Source organism: Rudaeicoccus suwonensis (assembly GCF_007829035.1).
Lineage (GTDB): Bacteria > Actinomycetota > Actinomycetes > Actinomycetales > Dermatophilaceae > Rudaeicoccus > Rudaeicoccus suwonensis.
This window is the reverse complement of record NZ_VIVQ01000001.1, coordinates 959,140-974,046: the sequence shown is the minus strand read 5'-3', so window position 1 is coordinate 974,046 and position 14,907 is coordinate 959,140. Positions and strand designations below refer to the sequence as shown.

Sequence of the window (14,907 nt, the reverse complement as noted above, 5' to 3'; positions counted from 1 at the left end):
GATGTCGCTTTCCACCAGACCGCGCCTGTCGGTGGTCGTGCCTTTCTACGGCGTACAGGACTACATCGGCGACTGCCTCGAATCCATCCGGGTCCAGCAACTGCAGGACATCGAAGTCGTGATGGTCGACGACGGATCCCTCGACGGCAGTCGCGCCGTGGCCCAGGAGTATGCCGACCGCGACAGCCGGTTTCACATCGTCACGCAGAAGAACGCCGGACTCGGTCCGGCACGCAACACCGGGACGGCCAACTCCTCCGGTGAGTACCTCACCTTCATCGACAGCGACGACCTGGTCACGCGGCACGGCTTCGCCCAGATGGTGGACAGCCTGGACGAGACCGGTTCGTCGTTCGCCGGAGGCAACGCCCGCCGGTTCAATAACAGCACCGGCGTCAAGCCGTCATGGGCGCATCTGCACGCGTTCGCGATGGACTGGCCGGCGACCCACGTCACCGAACACGCAGTTCTCGCCCGCGACCGGATGGTGTGGAACAAGGTCTACCGCCGCAGCTTCTGGGATGAGTACGCCTACGAGTTTCCGGCGATCCGTTACGAGGACTACCCCGTCACGATCAAGGCCCACCTTGACGCAGTCACGGTCGACATCATCAGCGAACCGGTCTACTACTGGCGCGAGCGCGAATCCGGCGACTCCATCACCCAGCAGGTGTACCGCTACGACAACCTGGTCGACCGGGTGCGCTCAGCGGGAATGGTCATCGACCTGGTGGCGTCGGCACAGAAGGCGGTGCGGATGCGGACGCACGTCATGCTCGCCGAGTCCGACTTCCTGGCCATCGTGCAGGCGTTCGCCACCGTTCCGGACGCCGACGTCGACCGCATCATCGAGCTCGGGCACGGATTCGTCGAGCGATTGGGGCTCGACGCTCTGCTGCAGCGTCCGCGGTTCGACCAGTTGCAGTACCACGCCATGATGGCGCGCGACGTGGATCTGTTGCGTGAGCTTGCGCTCTTCCGCCAAGACGGTGGCCTGCGTGGTGGCGCGCGAGCCGTGAAGATGCCGCGCAGTCTCAGCCGCTACGAGTACCTCTACCCCGGTCGCGACCGGTCGTACATACCGCGAGACACCTTCCTTTCTCCGTCCGCCGACCTGTCGCTGCGCACCGCGGTCAACGATGTGCGTTTCGTCGACGACGAACTCCGGGTCCAGGGCACCGCCGAGGTGCGACATCTGCGGTCGAATGCCAACAGCCGCATCAAGGTTTTCGCCGTGTCCAAGTCGTTGCGCGAGGAACTACCCGTGCGCCGCTTCAAGGACATCGACTCTCATGGCCAGCTCAGCGACGTCGGCTTCGAGCTGCGGATCCCCCGCGATCAACTCGCGCGCTGGTCGGTCAGTGAGGACGCGGTGCGCTTTGACCTGCAGATCAGCAGCAACGGCAAACGCAAGCAGGGTCTGGTCAAGGGTCTGCGGCCAGGCAGCGCCACCTGGCAACCCGGTGCCTGGGTGAGTCCGACGATGTGGCTGCAGCCCGAGTCGTCTACGGGTGCCGAACTTCAGTTGTCGTGGCGCCCCAACCCCTGGCAACTGGTCGACGGGCGCGTCGAGGGCACCGACCTGGTGGTCGAGGCGCTGGCTCCGCGGCCACTGCAGGTTGCCCAGTTCATCCTCGACGGCAGCCAGTTCGCCGACGAGCTGCGGTATCCCGCGACCTGCGTGATCGAGGGTGACAAGACCCGCATCACCGGCCGCCTCCCGCTGCTCGACGTGCAAGCACACACCGACGACGACGACCCGTATCTGCAGATGACCACCCGCGCGGTGCGCGTTCGCGCCGCCGGAGTCAACGAGGACCTCACCTGGACCGGGACACCACGGTCGGTGGGCACTCAGGTGGGTGAACACCAGTTCCGCCTGCTGCGCGATCCGGAGAACCTCACCTTCCTGCGCGAGACCGCCGTGCGACTGACCGCCGACGAGGTCGTGCTCGAAGGCGACGGCGAAGGCACCGAACTGGTGGCGCGCGGGCGCAACTGGACCGGTACCGACTCGTGGACCCTCGCCTGGCGCCGCTACCTGCCCGGCACCGAGGAGTTCCTGGAGACCGCGCCTGCACAGACCGGCGCGGACTCATGGGAAGTCCGCACGCCGGTGCGCGACCTGCTCGACGTGCCAGGTGTGGTCAGCGACATCGACCCCCTGGCGAGCCTGGCCAACTGGACGTTGTTCTGCTCCAGCGAGGACCGCAATCTGTCCACTGCTGTTCTGCCCGAGCCGTTCCTGATCGCCACCCTGCCGGTGATCGCCCATCTGGGCACCCACCGTGGCACGCTGCGGCAGAGAGCCGACACCCTCCATCTGGAGATCCGCGATGACCGATGACCCGAGAGTGAACTGATGCATCACCACAACCACTACTACGGCCACGCGCACATCTTGGCGCGGTACTGCGGGCTCGACGAAGAGAACCCACCGCGCATCCGCGGTTACCTGCAGCACGGCTGGAATGTCGGCGACGGCTACAACCCCACCCACGAGTTCTTCGACGGCGCAACGCGTTTCGTCTGGAGCCCGGCTGTCGCGAGACGCGGCTACGCGCTTGGCCGACGCAACTACCACGTCGTCGGCGCACCCTGGCTCTACCTCATGCAGCAGGAGCCGACCCTCGGTTTCTTCGACGAGGAGACCGAGGAGCCCGTCGAGCGTGAAGGCACCTTGTTCTTCCTGTTCCACGGCTGGGAGGGCGGCAAGATCACCGGCGACCACCAGCGGTTGATCGACGAGATCCGTGAGACCGAGGAGGGCCCGGTCACCTTCTCGCTCTACTACACCGAGTACAACCGCCCCGAGATCCGCGCGGCCTATCACGATGCCGGTTTCGACGTGATCAGCTTCGGGGGCCGCGGCTTCTCCTATGTGGGCACCGACCCCCTGTTCCTCTACAAGCAGTTGGCAGCGATGCGGCGCCACAAGCGGGTGGCCGCGAACCGGTTGTCCACGGCGATCTTCTACGGCGTCGCCGCCGGCGCGGAGGTCGCAGTGTATGGCGATCCGATGCTGATGGAAGGCGAGGACCCGCGTTTCGGCGGCAACGCTCGAGTGCAGCGGCTCTGGCCGGAGATGACCCGCAAGGTCATCGATCAGCAGACCGCTGCTCAGATCACCGACCACGAGCTCGGCCGGCGGTTCGTCATGCCGCCCCGGGAAATCAAGCGCGTCATGTTCGACGGGAGTAACGAATGAGCCAGTCCACCACCACCGAGGTCGTTGCCGGTGAGATGCAGCCCTGGACCGACTACTCCGGGCAGTCGTATGCCGCTGGTGGTCCGGTGCTCGAAGCACTCGTCCGCGAGGTGCGCCTGTCCACGGATCGGCCGACGCCACGCGTGCTGATCGCGGGGCCGCACTCGGTGTCTCTGGTGCGGGCGGTCGCTTCGCAGATCACCGACGCCCAGGTCACCGTGCTGGTGCGATCGGCGACGGACGCCGCGCAGTTGACCGAAGAACTCCCCGACATACAGGTCGGTGCGGGCGCACTCGACGGGTTCCGCGCGACGTCGCCGGCACCCTTCGACGTCGTCATCGCGCTCGACGGTCTGGACCGTCTGCTGTCCTACGACTCGGCCGAACTCAGCTGGGACGACACGCTGCGAGCGCTGACCTCACTGCTCACCGATGACGGCGCGTTGGCCATTGCGCATCCCCTCGAGTCGGCTCCGGCCAACATTCTGGATGCCCGCCCGGTGTCGCAGCGGCACGGGGACGACGACTGGCGGCCGTTCTACCACGACCCGACCCGGCCGCTCACCCACGACGGGTTCGTCGATGCCGTTCGCTCGGTGCGCGGCATCCGCTCCTCGGCGGGGCAGCTGGTCGGCTTCGGCCCGGCCGCAGCTCCCCGTCTGCTCGCCGACGTCTCACAGACGACCGCCGGTCTTACCGGCAGCGTCGCCGCGTTCGCCAAGCTCGCCGCCGACGCCGACCTGCGCCCGTTGCTCGCCTCGCAGGACGAGCTCATCGATCTGCTCGCCAAGGTCGGCCGGATCAGTGACGCGGCCGCCGTCTCGGTGGTGCTGCACGGCTTCTCCCACGACGTGGGACTCATCAACGCGACTCCTTCCGGCACCCTCGCCGTGGCCACCGGGCCGACCGCGGAGTATGCCGGGTGGCACCTGTCGCGTGCGGTCGATGTGTCGGGCGCGAGCTGGCCGGATGCGGAGTTCACCCCCGAACTCGAGCGCGACACCGCTCAGCCGTCGGAAACTGCACGGTATGTCACCGAGCGGGCAACGCCGGGCGCACAGGCGGGCGAACCGGCATCCACGACCGCGCCGCGTGGCGCTCTCGCCGGACTCCCGCCCCAGTCAGTCGGCGCAGCCGCCGCGACCGGCAAGAGCGACCACATCGATGTCGTGATCGACGAGTCCCTGCTCACCCGTCGTGTGCCGTTCGGTCCCACGGTCGCGCAGGAGTTGCTGCGACTGGCCGAACTCGGGGACGTTCCGGGCTTCCGCGATCTCGCCGCAGCCGTCGGTGCACACGTCGATGCCATCCCGGTGCCCGAGCACCGCGTCGTGACTCTCGACAACCTCGTCGTCGCCGGCCGTGAGACTGCGCCCGGCTTCGACGCGCGCCGCTGGTCCGGGCCGGTCGGGACGGCCGAGACGCTCGCGGCCGCGTTCTTCCTGCTGCAGGACCGGATGGTCACCGAGCACCGCAGGCACCCGTGGCCCACACACCTGCTCGGCCGCGAGCTCGTAGCGACGTGGACGGAGATGGCCGGCGTGGAGGCCACCGACGCTGTGCTCGACCGCGCCCGCGACCTGGCGCTGACACTCGCTGCGGGTGAGCAGCGTCCCGGCGCCTGTTCCACAGCCGACCTGCGCACCGCGTTGGCCGACGCGCAAGCGGCCCGTCGCGAACTTCAGGAGGCGCTCGGTCACATCGCGGGCCTTGAGCGCACCATCGGATTCCGCGACAAGCAGTTGCGCACCCGCGAGGAGGTCATTCGGAACCTGCGCAAGGGTGCCGGGCCGGCCGGAGCGGTGGCGGCTCAACGTACTGCCGCCGGCAACCTGCTCCGGGTCGCCAAGCGCACCGCTCAGGTGCGCAGCGTCGGCGAACTCGGCGCAGGCGTCGAGCGTGTCGTCAAACGTGCCCAGCGGGCCCGCGCCGCGGCAGCAAAAGCCAAGGAGAGCTGACGGGGTGAGCCGGGGCGGTGGCGACACCGCCCCGCCGTCCCGGCTCGCCCGGGTCGTGCAGCGCGACTCGGCTCGATTCGGTCTGTGCGCCGCCCGGCATCCGACCGCGAAACCACCTCGTCCCGGTCGGGTGTACTCACCGACCCTGCGCATCGGCACCCCCGGATCTGTTCGGCACAGCCGCCGCGACAGACCGTGGCGAGGCCACCGCGTCTCAGCCGTCCAGCGGACTCGGAGTGTTCATTCAGCGCCGTCGTCAGCGTCCGCCCAGCCCAACGTATGCCGCAACGCTCCTGGCAGCAGCAGCACGTCCAGACCCAGCTCCTCGGTGCTGACCCGTGCTGCGACATCCGGGTCGACCTGCCGGTGGTGCAGGTCGGGGAACAGCCGCAGCTGCTTTGCCATGCCGCCGAGCACCGCATGATCGTTCTGCAGGACCATCGGGTCGCCATACACTCCGATCTCACGACCAAGCGATGCGGCATACAGCAAGGCTGACCCGAGCCGGTTGCTGACGACACGCCGATGCCGGCGAAGCTCGGCGAGCTGGTTGTCGAGGAAGTCCGTGTCACCGCCGACGTACTGATGGCCGCGTCGCCCGTGCGTGATGACGCGGAACCCGCGCTGCTCGTACACGCTGCGGACGCGCTCGTCGAGGTAGTCGTTCCAGTAGAGGCACATCGTCAACGGCACGTCGCCCTCGACCGATCGCACCTCGTCGGCGTATGCCGCGTGGTCGCCGACGATCTGCTGGCCCTCCCATCCGTGGAAGGGATACACGATCGTGCCCTCGCCCGCTGGTGCCGAATCCGGTTGCAGGGTCAGCAGATACGCCCACGGCGACCCGATCACGACGTAGTCGCGCAGTCCCAGTGACCAGCCGCGCCGACGTACGGCCTCCGACCAGACAAGCTTGGGATACCCCGGCACGAACTCGTGACCGACGGCGAACCCGTCGTGGGTGTTCCAGCCGTGCTGCAGGTAACCCCAGATCGGTGGAGCCTCCTGCAGCCCGCAGTAGCGCGCGAGGATCTGCGCGTGTCCGTAGAAGACGTTGGCGTGGTGCATCAGCGCCGGCCGCGTCGAACGTCAGGCCCGGACGAAGGAACGCACCAGGTCGATGACCCGGTCGATGTCGTCGTCGGTCAGACTTGGGAACATCGGCAGGCTGATCTCCTGAGCGGAGTAGGCCTCCGCGATCGGGAACTGCCCCTTACGCCAACCCAATTCGGCGAAGATCGGCTGATGGTGCACGGGGATGTAGTTCACCTGCACACCCACCGCGTTGGCTCGCAGATGGTCGAACAACTCACGCCGGCGGCCGTCGACGATCCGCAGCGGGTACAGATGCCACATGGGGTCGGCACCGGGCCGGTGCGCCGGGAGGACAAGCTCCGGTATGTCGGCCAGCCCCTGGTTGTAGCGGTCGGTGACCTCCTGCCGCCGCTTCTTGAACTTCGCGATGCGGGTCAGCTGGTTGCTGCCGAGCGCCGCGAGAACATCCGGCAGACGGTAGTTCAGGCCGAGTGAGTGCACCTCGTAGTACCAGACACCCTCGTCCTCCTGCGAGCACCACTTCGCCCTGTCACGCGTGTAGCCGATGCTCTTGAAATCCCTTGCGGCGCCTAGGATTTCAGCGCTGTGCGACACCACGGCGCCACCCTCGGCGGTGGTGAGGTTCTTGGTCGGGAAGAAGCTGAAGGTCGTTACGTCGGCCAGCGACCCGACCGGCACGCCGTCGAGTGATCCGGCGATCGAGTGGGCTGCATCCTCCAGCAGCACAGCACCCGCGGCGTGCGCGACCTTCGACAATGCCGGGGCGTCGATCGGGTGACCGGCGTAGTCCACGCCTGCGACGACCTTTGTGCGGTCGGTGACGGCAGCCTCGACCGCGACCGGGTCGAGATTGCCGGTGTCTTCGCAGACGTCGGCGAAGACGATCGTCGCGCCCTGCCACATCGCGCAGGTTGCCGTCGCGAAGAAGGTCAGCGGGGTGGTGATGACCTCGTCGCCAGGACCGACACCTGTCGCGGCGTATGCCGTGTGCAGGGCGGCCGTGCCCGACGTCACCGTGACTGCCGGCTCCTCGCATCCCGCGACAGCCGCGATCTCACGCTCGAAGGCATCGACGGCGGGACCCGTCGTGAGCCAGTCGCCGCGCAGCACGGCGGCTACCGCCGCGATGTCGGACTCGTCGATCGACTGCCGCCCGTAGGGCAGCACCGGTTCGCCGCTCAAACGCCCGACTCCAACACCTTGGCGATGTCCTCGGCGGAGTACCACAGGTCGTTCTTGTCGGATGAGCAGTGGAAGCCTTCGGGAACCGGCTGGGCGCCCTCGATCGGCTTGTAACCCCAGGTGGCGAGTTCCGGCTGCAGCACGAAGTACTTGCCATCCATGACGATCACCGCGCGGCGGCCCTCCTCGGGGCTGATCATCTCCTCGTGCAGCTTCTCACCGGGCCGCAGACCGATGTCGTGCATCTTCGCGCCGGGAGCGATCGCCTGAGCGAGGTCGGTGACCATGTGCGAGGGGATGTGCGGCACGACGAGTTCGCCGCCTTGCATCATCTCGAAGGTGTCGAGCACCATCTGGACCGCATCCGGGAGCGTGATCAGGAATCGCGTGCACCGCAGGTCGGTGATCGGCAGGGACTCGCCGGCGGCGTGCAGCGCCTTGAACTTGGGGATGATCGAACCGCGCGAACCAGTCACGTTGCCGTAGCGCACCACGGAGAACCGCGTCTCGTAGGCCGCCGCGTAATGGTTGCCGAGGATGAACAGCTTGTCGGCGGTGAGCTTGGTTGCGCCATACAGGTTGATCGGGCTGGAGGCCTTGTCGGTCGACAGCGCGACGACCTTCTTGACACCGGAGTCGATGGCGGCCTCGACGACGTTCTGGCTGCCCATGACGTTCGTCTTGACGAATTCGCTCGGGTTGTATTCGCCGGTGTCGACCTGCTTCAGCGCGGCGGCGTGCACCACGTAGTCGATCTTGTGCATGGCACGCTTGAGACGGTCGAGGTCACGCACGTCGCCGATGAACCACCGCAGTCGCGGGTCGTCGCCGAACTGCTGGCGGACCTCCCACTGCTTGAGTTCATCGCGGGAGTAGATCACGACTCGCTTGGGGTCCACATCGCTGAGCAGTCGAGTGATGAACGCTTTGCCGAACGAACCGGTGCCACCGGTGATGAGGATCGACGAACCGGCCAGAATACTCACGCAAAAACTCCCAATCAGGCGACGACGACAGGCCTCGCCGCAGGGCGTTGGCCAGCGTAAAGGCTAGCATCGGCACGGTGAGTGACCGCTCCCCCGCGCCGCCGGCGGCATCCATCGCTCTGCGGTGCGACGCGGGCCGCACCATCGGCGTCGGCCATGCGGTGCGATGCCTGGCCCTCGGCGAAGAACTCCGCTCTCGCGGCCACCAGGTCACCCTGTGGGGAGACCTCGGCGGAGTCGCTTGGCTCGAACAGGGCCTGGCGTCGGCAGGAGTCGACCGGCTCGACGCCCCCTCTGCCGCGACGGACCTTGCTGCAGCGGCCGGAGTCTTCGATGCGGTCGTGCTCGACGGCTACGCACTCGACCCCGCATCAGGCGCGGCGCTGCGCTCCGCCGGAGTCTGCGTGCTGGCGATGGTGGACGGGCCGTTCGGCGCGGCTCAATCCGCCGACCTGTATGTCGACCAGAACCTCGGCGCGCTCCCGCATGTCGGCGGCCCGCCGGACTCGACCGCTCTCGCCGGGGTCGACTACGCGCTGTTCCGCTCCAGCGTCCTGGCACACCGCCGGGACACCATGAACCCCGGTCCCGCACGGCAACCACCGCGCGTGGTGTGCGTCTTCGGCGGGACCGACCCGTATGACGCAGCTGGGGTCGTCGTCCCCTCGCTGTTGAGCACCGGGCGACCCTGCGAGGTCACCGTCGTCGCTGCCCGCCCGGCCACACGAACGGCCCTCGAAACGCTTGTTCTCGGCGCCGGTCAGAGCCTGGACGTCATCGACCCGTCGCCGGATTTCGCCGCCGTCGTGGCTACGGCAGATCTCGCCATCAGCGCGTCCGGCTCGTCGGTCTGGGAACTGCTCACGATGGGCGTGCCGACTGCCGTCGTCTGCGTCGTCGACAACCAGGAGCAGGGATACCGCGCAACCTTGAATCACGAGGTCGTCGCGGGCCTCGGGACGCTGTCGCGGTATGACGCCGCTGCCGCGGACACCCTCGCGCACCTGCTCGACGACGAGTCCCTGCGGCACATGCTCGCCCGCCGGGGACAGGAACTCGTCGACGGCCACGGACGCGAACGCGTCGCAGACGCTCTCGACGCGGTGCTCACCCGCCGCTGAGCAGCGGTGTGTCACACCATCGCAGACGGACGGCTCGCACGCTCGGGTCCGACGCCACCTTGGTCCACGCCGGGTGGTCTGACCTCCGCCCGACGGTGGCGAAGCGTTCACAGCAGCCATCCAGTTCGCGACCCGGATCAGCGCCGACCGAAGACCTCGGCCTGCTCGCGCACCTGATCCACCGAACCGGCATCGACCAGCGCGGCCGTGACGCCCGGCACTCCGCCCAGCCGTGCGCCGGTCACGGCGTCGGGGCATCGCACCACGACCACCAGCTCGCGAGGAGCGGCAGCAGCCAGATCCGCGAGTTCGAGAGGCAGTTCGACGTAACCCAGTCGCGGGTCCTCGATCGCCGCGGTGAACTCGTGCTCGTCGGCCACCACGGTTCCCAGACATCGGGCGATGCTCGAGGCATTGGTCAGGCTCAGCGCCTCGGCCGCCTGCAGCCAGTCGGCCCAGTTCGCCGTCACGAGCACGTCGACTGCGGCATACCGCAGCCGGGCCAGAGTCTCCCAGGCCGCTGCGTCTGCGCCGTCGGGCAACCCGGTCGGCAACAGCGCGATCACTCCGACCCGCTCACTGAGGCCGTGGGCGAGGGACTGACCGACGCGCGGCGCGCTGCCGGCATACGACAACGAGGTCTCGATGTGGGTCACCCCGGAGGCCACGGCCCGCTCCATCAACCGGGAGGCTTCGGCAGCATCCGGCTCACCGTCGGCATTGGTGGTCGCGCCCAGCTGTGACCCGCCGAGCACCCACGGCCCCAGGCCGATCGGATTCGGGACGCTGCCGGGCAGCGGCTCGGGCTTCGCACCACCGACGGACACCCAGGCGTCGAGCAGTTCGCGCCAGCCGGCCGACACCGGATCGCCGACCCCCGCGAGGGCATGCGCGGCGATGGTGAAGTCCAGCAGTGTGTCGACGGTGCACCGCACCCGCCCGGCGGCACCTTCGACCGGTGGGATCCAGGTCAGATCCGCGGTGTGCCGGCGGATCCAGGGCGTGACATGCTCGCGGTCGTATGACGAGGTGGCCTCCCGGTCGGCTGCCCGCAGCACACCGGCGGTGAAAACCTCGACCCCCATCCCGTAGATCGTCTCGGTGGTGACCCGGATGTAGTTCTCCCCCGCCTGCTGCATCGCGGCGATCAGCGTCTGCAGGTAGTCGCCGTCGGGGCCCACATTGTCGCCGGTGAGCCGAACGACCAGATCGTCGTCGGCGAGGTCGGCGACGGCGAGCGTGAACCGATGCAGGGTGTCGTGCAGTGGCCCGCGGAAGACGGGCACTTCAGCAACCTGCAACGCCGCCGCCAGCACGTCGTCCTCGGGCTCTGAACTGGTCGCGACGACCACGTCCATGCCGGTGTTGGAGGCTCGTTGTGCCGCCAGCACCACCAGCGGTCGCCCGGCGAGCGTGAGCAGCGCCTTGCCCGGCAGGCGGGACGACGACAACCGGGACTGGATCAGCACGCGGACACCCATGGACGCAGACCGTATCCCGCTTACCCTGCAGTAGTGACCCCTGACACCCTTCTGCCGGCATTGCTCGCTTCCGACCCGTCCCGGCCACGCGTCACCTTCTACGACGACGCGCGCGGTGAACGCATCGAGTTGTCCGGCAGGGTGCTCGGCAACTGGGTCGCCAAGGCCGCGAACTGGTTGCAGGACGAATGTGGGGCCGAGCCCGGCAGCACGGTGCGCCTGGACCTGCCACCGACGCACTGGCGCACGTTGTACTGGGCGCTGGCGATCTGGGCGGTCGGCGCGACGGTGTCCGGCGACGACGATGCCGACGTGGTCATCTCGATGACCGCCGGCGATCTGGTCGAGCCGGAGGCTTCGCTCGCCAAGAGCGAGATCGCTTCCGCCGCGGACCAGTTCACGGTCTACCTGCCGGTCGATCTCAGTCGTCCGGCGATCGACCGGCCTGCCCCGGTCAGCTATCGCGACCTGATCCGCCCCGTCGACGCCGCGAGCCCGCGGACGGTCCTCGAAGGCACGCAGCCCGAGGTGCTGCGGACGGCCGCCGACGTGCTGGCAGCGGACGGTTCGGTGATCCTGTTCGCGCACGAGGACACCTCCCGACGCGCGGGCCGCCTGCAGGACGAAGGCGTCACCGCGGCCGTGTGACGGCGCCGACTCGCGGGCATGTAACGTCCATCACATGGACAAAGTCGTCTGCTCTGCCGCCGAGGCGGTCGCCGACATCCACCCCGGTGCTTCTCTTGCGGTGGGTGGTTTCGGGCTGTGTGGTATCCCGAATGTGCTCATCGCCGCGCTGCACGACGCCGGCGTGGATCAGCTCGAGATCGTCTCCAACAACTGTGGAGTCGACGACTGGGGCCTCGGAATCCTGTTGCAGGACAAGCGCATCCGCCGGATCATCGCGTCATACGTCGGTGAGAACAAAGAGTTCGCCCGGCAATACCTCCACGGCGAACTCGAGGTCGAGCTCACCCCTCAAGGCACTCTCGCGGAGAAGCTGCGCGCCGGCGGCGACGGCATACCGGCGTTCTTCACCGCAACCGGCGTCGGCACCCAGGTCGCCGATGGGGGCATGCCGTGGCGCTACGACAGCGACGGTTCGGTCGCGATCGCATCCCCGCCCAAGGAGGTGCGCGATTTCGAATTCAACGGCAACACAAGGCAGTTCGTGCTCGAGCACTCGATTGTGACCGACTTTGCCTTGGTACGCGCCGCGAAGGGCGACCGGCACGGCAACCTGGTGTTCCACTCCACCGCCCGCAACTTCAACCCGCTGTGCGCCATGGCCGGGCGCATCACCGTCGCCGAGGTCGAAGAGCTCGTGGACCCCGGCGACATCGATCCGGACGACGTCCACCTGCCCGGGATCTACGTGCACCGGGTGGTCGCGCTGACACCGGATCAGGCCGCCGACAAGCGCATCGAGAAGCGCACCGTCCGAGAGGTATGACGATGGCACTGTCCCGCACCCAGATGGCCGCGCGCGCTGCGGCCGAACTCGCCGACGGCGACTACGTGAACCTCGGCATCGGCCTGCCGACGCTCGTGCCCAACTACGTGGCCGACGACGTCGAACTCGTGCTGCAGTCCGAGAACGGCCTGCTCGGCGTCGGCGCGTACCCGTTCGACGAGGACGTCGACCCCGACCTGATCAACGCCGGTAAGGAGACCGTGACGGTCCGCAAGGGCGCCTCGATCTTCGACTCGGCCACCAGCTTCGGGATGATCCGCGGCGGCAAGGTCGATGCGGCGATCCTGGGCGCGATGCAGGTGTCGCAGCGCGGTGACATCGCCAACTGGATGATCCCGGGCAAAATGGTCAAGGGCATGGGCGGCGCGATGGATCTCGTCCACGGCGCGCGCAAGGTGATCGTGCTGATGGAGCATGTCGCCAAGGACGGCTCGCACAAGATCGTGCAGGAGTGTTCGCTTCCGCTGACCGGGCGCCGGGTGGTGCAACGCATCATCACCGACCTGGCGGTCATCGACGTGACCGACGCCGGACTGGTGCTCGTCGAGGTCGCCGAGGGCGTCACCGAAGCCGAAGTCCGCGCTGCGACCGGCCCCGACCTGCTCTGAGACCTCGCGTATGCCGCGGCGCGCCTGCTAGCGGCGCGCGCCGCGGCATACGTCACTCGACCTTGAAGCCCTTGGCGGTGCGGTCGCGCCGGTTGTACAACGCGTCCTCCGCGTTGCGTTCCTTCGGTGGGATCCACGGAACACCCAGCAGGTCTTCCATGTAGGCCTTCATCACCGACTCCATGTCGCTGTCCAGCACCATCTTGCCGCCCTTGAGGTAGATCCCCCGGGTGCAGAAACGCAGCAGGTCACCCTCGGAGTGCGAGACGAGGAACAGTGTGCGGCCCTGTTCGAGAAGGGCTTCCATCCGCTGGTAGCACTTCTCGCGGAAGGCCGCATCGCCGACGGCGAGCACCTCGTCGACCAGGATGATCGGCTCGTCCAGACAGGTGATGACGGCGAAACCGAGCCGCACCTGCATACCGGAGGAGTAGTGCCGGTAGGGCACGTCGAGCGAGTCGCGGACCTTGGGGCCGGCGAAGTCGACGATGTCGTCGAAGCGCTCCTCGATCTTCTCCTTCGACATACCGTGCAATCCGGCAGCCATGTAGATGTTCTCGCGGCCGGACAACTCGGCGATGAAACCACCGGTGAGTTCGATCAGCGGGGCGACACCCTCGCGGACGGTCGCCTTGCCCTCATCAGGCAGCAGCGTGCCGGCGATCATTTTCAACAGCGTGGACTTGCCGCCACCGTTGCTGCCGACCAGGCCGACAGCCTCACCACGGCCCACCTGGAACGAGATGTTCTTCAGGGCCCAGAAGGTTTCCTTCTCGTGGGTCATCCTCCGCTGGAAGATGATCTCGCGAAGGGACAGACTGCGCTTGCGTCCGGTCAGGAACTCGATGCCGAGGTTGTCGACTGTGATGACCGGCTCGCCGTAGTTTGTCTTCCAGTGCACATCGCTGGAGGCGGGAATCGACACGACTCAGATCTCCTTCAGGATCGGCTTCTCGAGCTTGGCGAAGATCCACATGCCGAAGACCAGCCACGCGAGACTGACCACCAGACCGATCAACCAGATGTGGTAGTCCGGGGTGGCGCGGGTCAGCATGCCTTGGCGGTAGAGGTCATTGATCGCCGTGAGTGGGTTGAATTCCAACACCCGCGCCAACCAGTGCAGGGAGGATCGCTTCTCTTCCAGGAACTGCAGCGAGTACACGATCGGGGTGAAGTAGAACCCCATACGCAGCACGATGCGCACCACGCGGACGAAGTCGTCGATGAGCGCGGTGACCGGCGCCATCACAAGCCCGACGCCGATGCACAGGATGAGCTCGAGAATCAGCGCCGGTATCCACAACAACAGCTTGATGTTCAGATGGACCTGACCATGCGCCCAGAACCACGTCGTGAACACGATGAGGATCGGCAGTGACATCAGGTGCTCGATGCCCTTGGACAGCACGACCCGGATGACCCACATCTCACGCGGCAGGTTGGTCGACCGGACCAGCAAACGCTCGGCATACAGGGCGCGTGCGGTCTCGTTGACCGACATGTTGAACCAGTTCCACGCCAGGATTCCGGCGACCATGAACAGCACGAACGGAATGCCTTCACTGCGCGTTTCGCTCTTCATGCCGTAGATCTTGTCGAAGACGAACCAGTAGACCAGCGTCATCGCAAGTGGGTCGATCAACGTCCACAGGTAGCCCAGCACGCTGCGTGCATAGCGAACCCGGAGGTCACGTTTCACCAGGATCCACATGACTCCGCGGTATTCCCAGATGCGCGCGACACGCGACAAGAGATTCATCAATTCCTCTGAGCTTCGGTGATCAATCGGAGGCTGTCCGGTTTCAGTCGGCCAGCGTACCGGGATTCTTCTGG

Annotated in this window: 13 protein-coding genes; 7 read left to right on the top strand and 6 right to left on the bottom strand. The window is 67.2% G+C overall.

The features are described 5' to 3' along the window. Nucleotide 1 precedes the first annotated feature (1 nt). The 3 genes from BKA23_RS04445 to BKA23_RS04435 are packed head-to-tail and all read left to right on the top strand — an operon-like array spanning nt 2 to nt 5,166. Entirely contained in the window at nt 2-2,347 is a 2,346-nt protein-coding gene (locus tag BKA23_RS04445) for a glycosyltransferase family 2 protein (protein ID WP_145225853.1), read from the top strand. A gap of 15 nt (nt 2,348-2,362) precedes the next feature. After that, nucleotides 2,363-3,208: a hypothetical protein gene (locus tag BKA23_RS04440; RefSeq protein ID WP_145225851.1), complete on the top strand. Its 846-nt coding sequence runs from the start codon at nt 2,363-2,365 to the stop codon at nt 3,206-3,208. Then, nucleotides 3,205-5,166, top strand: a complete 1,962-nt coding sequence (locus tag BKA23_RS04435) for a hypothetical protein (protein ID WP_145225849.1) — start codon at nt 3,205-3,207, stop codon at nt 5,164-5,166. The genes BKA23_RS04440 and BKA23_RS04435 overlap by 4 nt, the downstream gene beginning before the upstream one ends. Before the next feature lie 240 nt (nt 5,167-5,406). Here the strand turns inward: BKA23_RS04435 and BKA23_RS04430 are convergent, their stop codons facing one another. From BKA23_RS04430 to pseB, 3 genes are read right to left on the bottom strand one after another with little or no spacing between them, the layout of a single operon-like run. Further along, nucleotides 5,407-6,234 carry a hypothetical protein gene (locus BKA23_RS04430; RefSeq protein ID WP_145225847.1) on the bottom strand — a complete coding sequence of 276 codons (828 nt, stop codon included), beginning with the start codon at nt 6,232-6,234 and terminating at the stop codon, nt 5,407-5,409. Between the two features lie 21 nt (nt 6,235-6,255). Further along, a complete protein-coding gene (locus BKA23_RS04425; RefSeq protein ID WP_246104447.1) occupies nt 6,256-7,404 on the bottom strand; it encodes a DegT/DnrJ/EryC1/StrS family aminotransferase in 1,149 nt (382 codons plus the stop codon). Next, the gene (gene pseB, locus BKA23_RS04420) at nt 7,401-8,390 is read right to left on the bottom strand and encodes a UDP-N-acetylglucosamine 4,6-dehydratase (inverting) (protein WP_145225845.1); all 990 of its coding nucleotides are present in this window, start codon (nt 8,388-8,390) and stop codon (nt 7,401-7,403) included. Before pseB ends, BKA23_RS04425 begins: the two co-directional genes overlap by 4 nt. 77 nt (nt 8,391-8,467) lie before the next feature. On the opposite strand from pseB, the gene BKA23_RS04415 reads away from it, so the two are divergent. Then, the gene (locus BKA23_RS04415; RefSeq protein WP_145225843.1) at nt 8,468-9,511 is read left to right on the top strand and encodes a PseG/SpsG family protein; all 1,044 of its coding nucleotides are present in this window, start codon (nt 8,468-8,470) and stop codon (nt 9,509-9,511) included. Nucleotides 9,512-9,648: 137 nt separating this feature from the next. Here BKA23_RS04415 and BKA23_RS04410 read toward each other — a convergent pair whose 3' ends face one another. Next, entirely contained in the window at nt 9,649-10,992 is a 1,344-nt protein-coding gene (locus tag BKA23_RS04410) for a cytidylyltransferase domain-containing protein (RefSeq protein WP_145225841.1), read from the bottom strand. A 33-nt stretch (nt 10,993-11,025) separates the two neighbouring features. Between BKA23_RS04410 and BKA23_RS04405 the strand changes: the two genes are divergently transcribed. The 3 genes from BKA23_RS04405 to BKA23_RS04395 are packed head-to-tail and all read left to right on the top strand — an operon-like array spanning nt 11,026 to nt 13,074. Then, nucleotides 11,026-11,640 carry a TIGR03089 family protein gene (locus BKA23_RS04405; protein ID WP_145225839.1) on the top strand — a complete coding sequence of 205 codons (615 nt, stop codon included), beginning with the start codon at nt 11,026-11,028 and terminating at the stop codon, nt 11,638-11,640. Nucleotides 11,641-11,674: 34 nt separating this feature from the next. Next, nucleotides 11,675-12,445 (top strand): CoA transferase subunit A, encoded by a 771-nt coding sequence (locus BKA23_RS04400; RefSeq protein ID WP_145225837.1) that lies wholly within the window; start codon nt 11,675-11,677, stop codon nt 12,443-12,445. A 2-nt stretch (nt 12,446-12,447) separates the two neighbouring features. Continuing rightward, nucleotides 12,448-13,074, top strand: a complete 627-nt coding sequence (locus BKA23_RS04395; protein WP_145228193.1) for a 3-oxoacid CoA-transferase subunit B — start codon at nt 12,448-12,450, stop codon at nt 13,072-13,074. Nucleotides 13,075-13,126: 52 nt separating this feature from the next. Here BKA23_RS04395 and BKA23_RS04390 read toward each other — a convergent pair whose 3' ends face one another. Continuing rightward, nucleotides 13,127-13,999, bottom strand: coding sequence for an ABC transporter ATP-binding protein (locus tag BKA23_RS04390; protein ID WP_246104446.1), 873 nt, complete (start codon nt 13,997-13,999; stop codon nt 13,127-13,129). A 3-nt stretch (nt 14,000-14,002) separates the two neighbouring features. Next, nucleotides 14,003-14,833: an ABC transporter permease gene (locus BKA23_RS04385; protein WP_145225834.1), complete on the bottom strand. Its 831-nt coding sequence runs from the start codon at nt 14,831-14,833 to the stop codon at nt 14,003-14,005. Nucleotides 14,834-14,907 lie beyond the last annotated feature (74 nt).

Excerpts from the sequence above, each read along its gene's own strand:
- BKA23_RS04445 (WP_145225853.1), top strand. The coding sequence starts at position 2 with ATGTCGCTTTCCACCAGACCGCGCCTGTCGGTGGTCGTGCCTTTCTAC.
- BKA23_RS04440 (WP_145225851.1), top strand. The coding sequence starts at position 2,363 with ATGCATCACCACAACCACTACTACGGCCACGCGCACATCTTGGCGCGG.
- BKA23_RS04435 (WP_145225849.1), top strand. The coding sequence starts at position 3,205 with ATGAGCCAGTCCACCACCACCGAGGTCGTTGCCGGTGAGATGCAGCCC.
- BKA23_RS04430 (WP_145225847.1), bottom strand. The coding sequence starts at position 6,234 with ATGCACCACGCCAACGTCTTCTACGGACACGCGCAGATCCTCGCGCGC.
- BKA23_RS04410 (WP_145225841.1), bottom strand. The coding sequence starts at position 10,992 with ATGGGTGTCCGCGTGCTGATCCAGTCCCGGTTGTCGTCGTCCCGCCTG.
- BKA23_RS04400 (WP_145225837.1), top strand. The coding sequence starts at position 11,675 with ATGGACAAAGTCGTCTGCTCTGCCGCCGAGGCGGTCGCCGACATCCAC.
- BKA23_RS04395 (WP_145228193.1), top strand. The coding sequence starts at position 12,448 with ATGGCACTGTCCCGCACCCAGATGGCCGCGCGCGCTGCGGCCGAACTC.
- BKA23_RS04385 (WP_145225834.1), bottom strand. The coding sequence starts at position 14,833 with ATGAATCTCTTGTCGCGTGTCGCGCGCATCTGGGAATACCGCGGAGTC.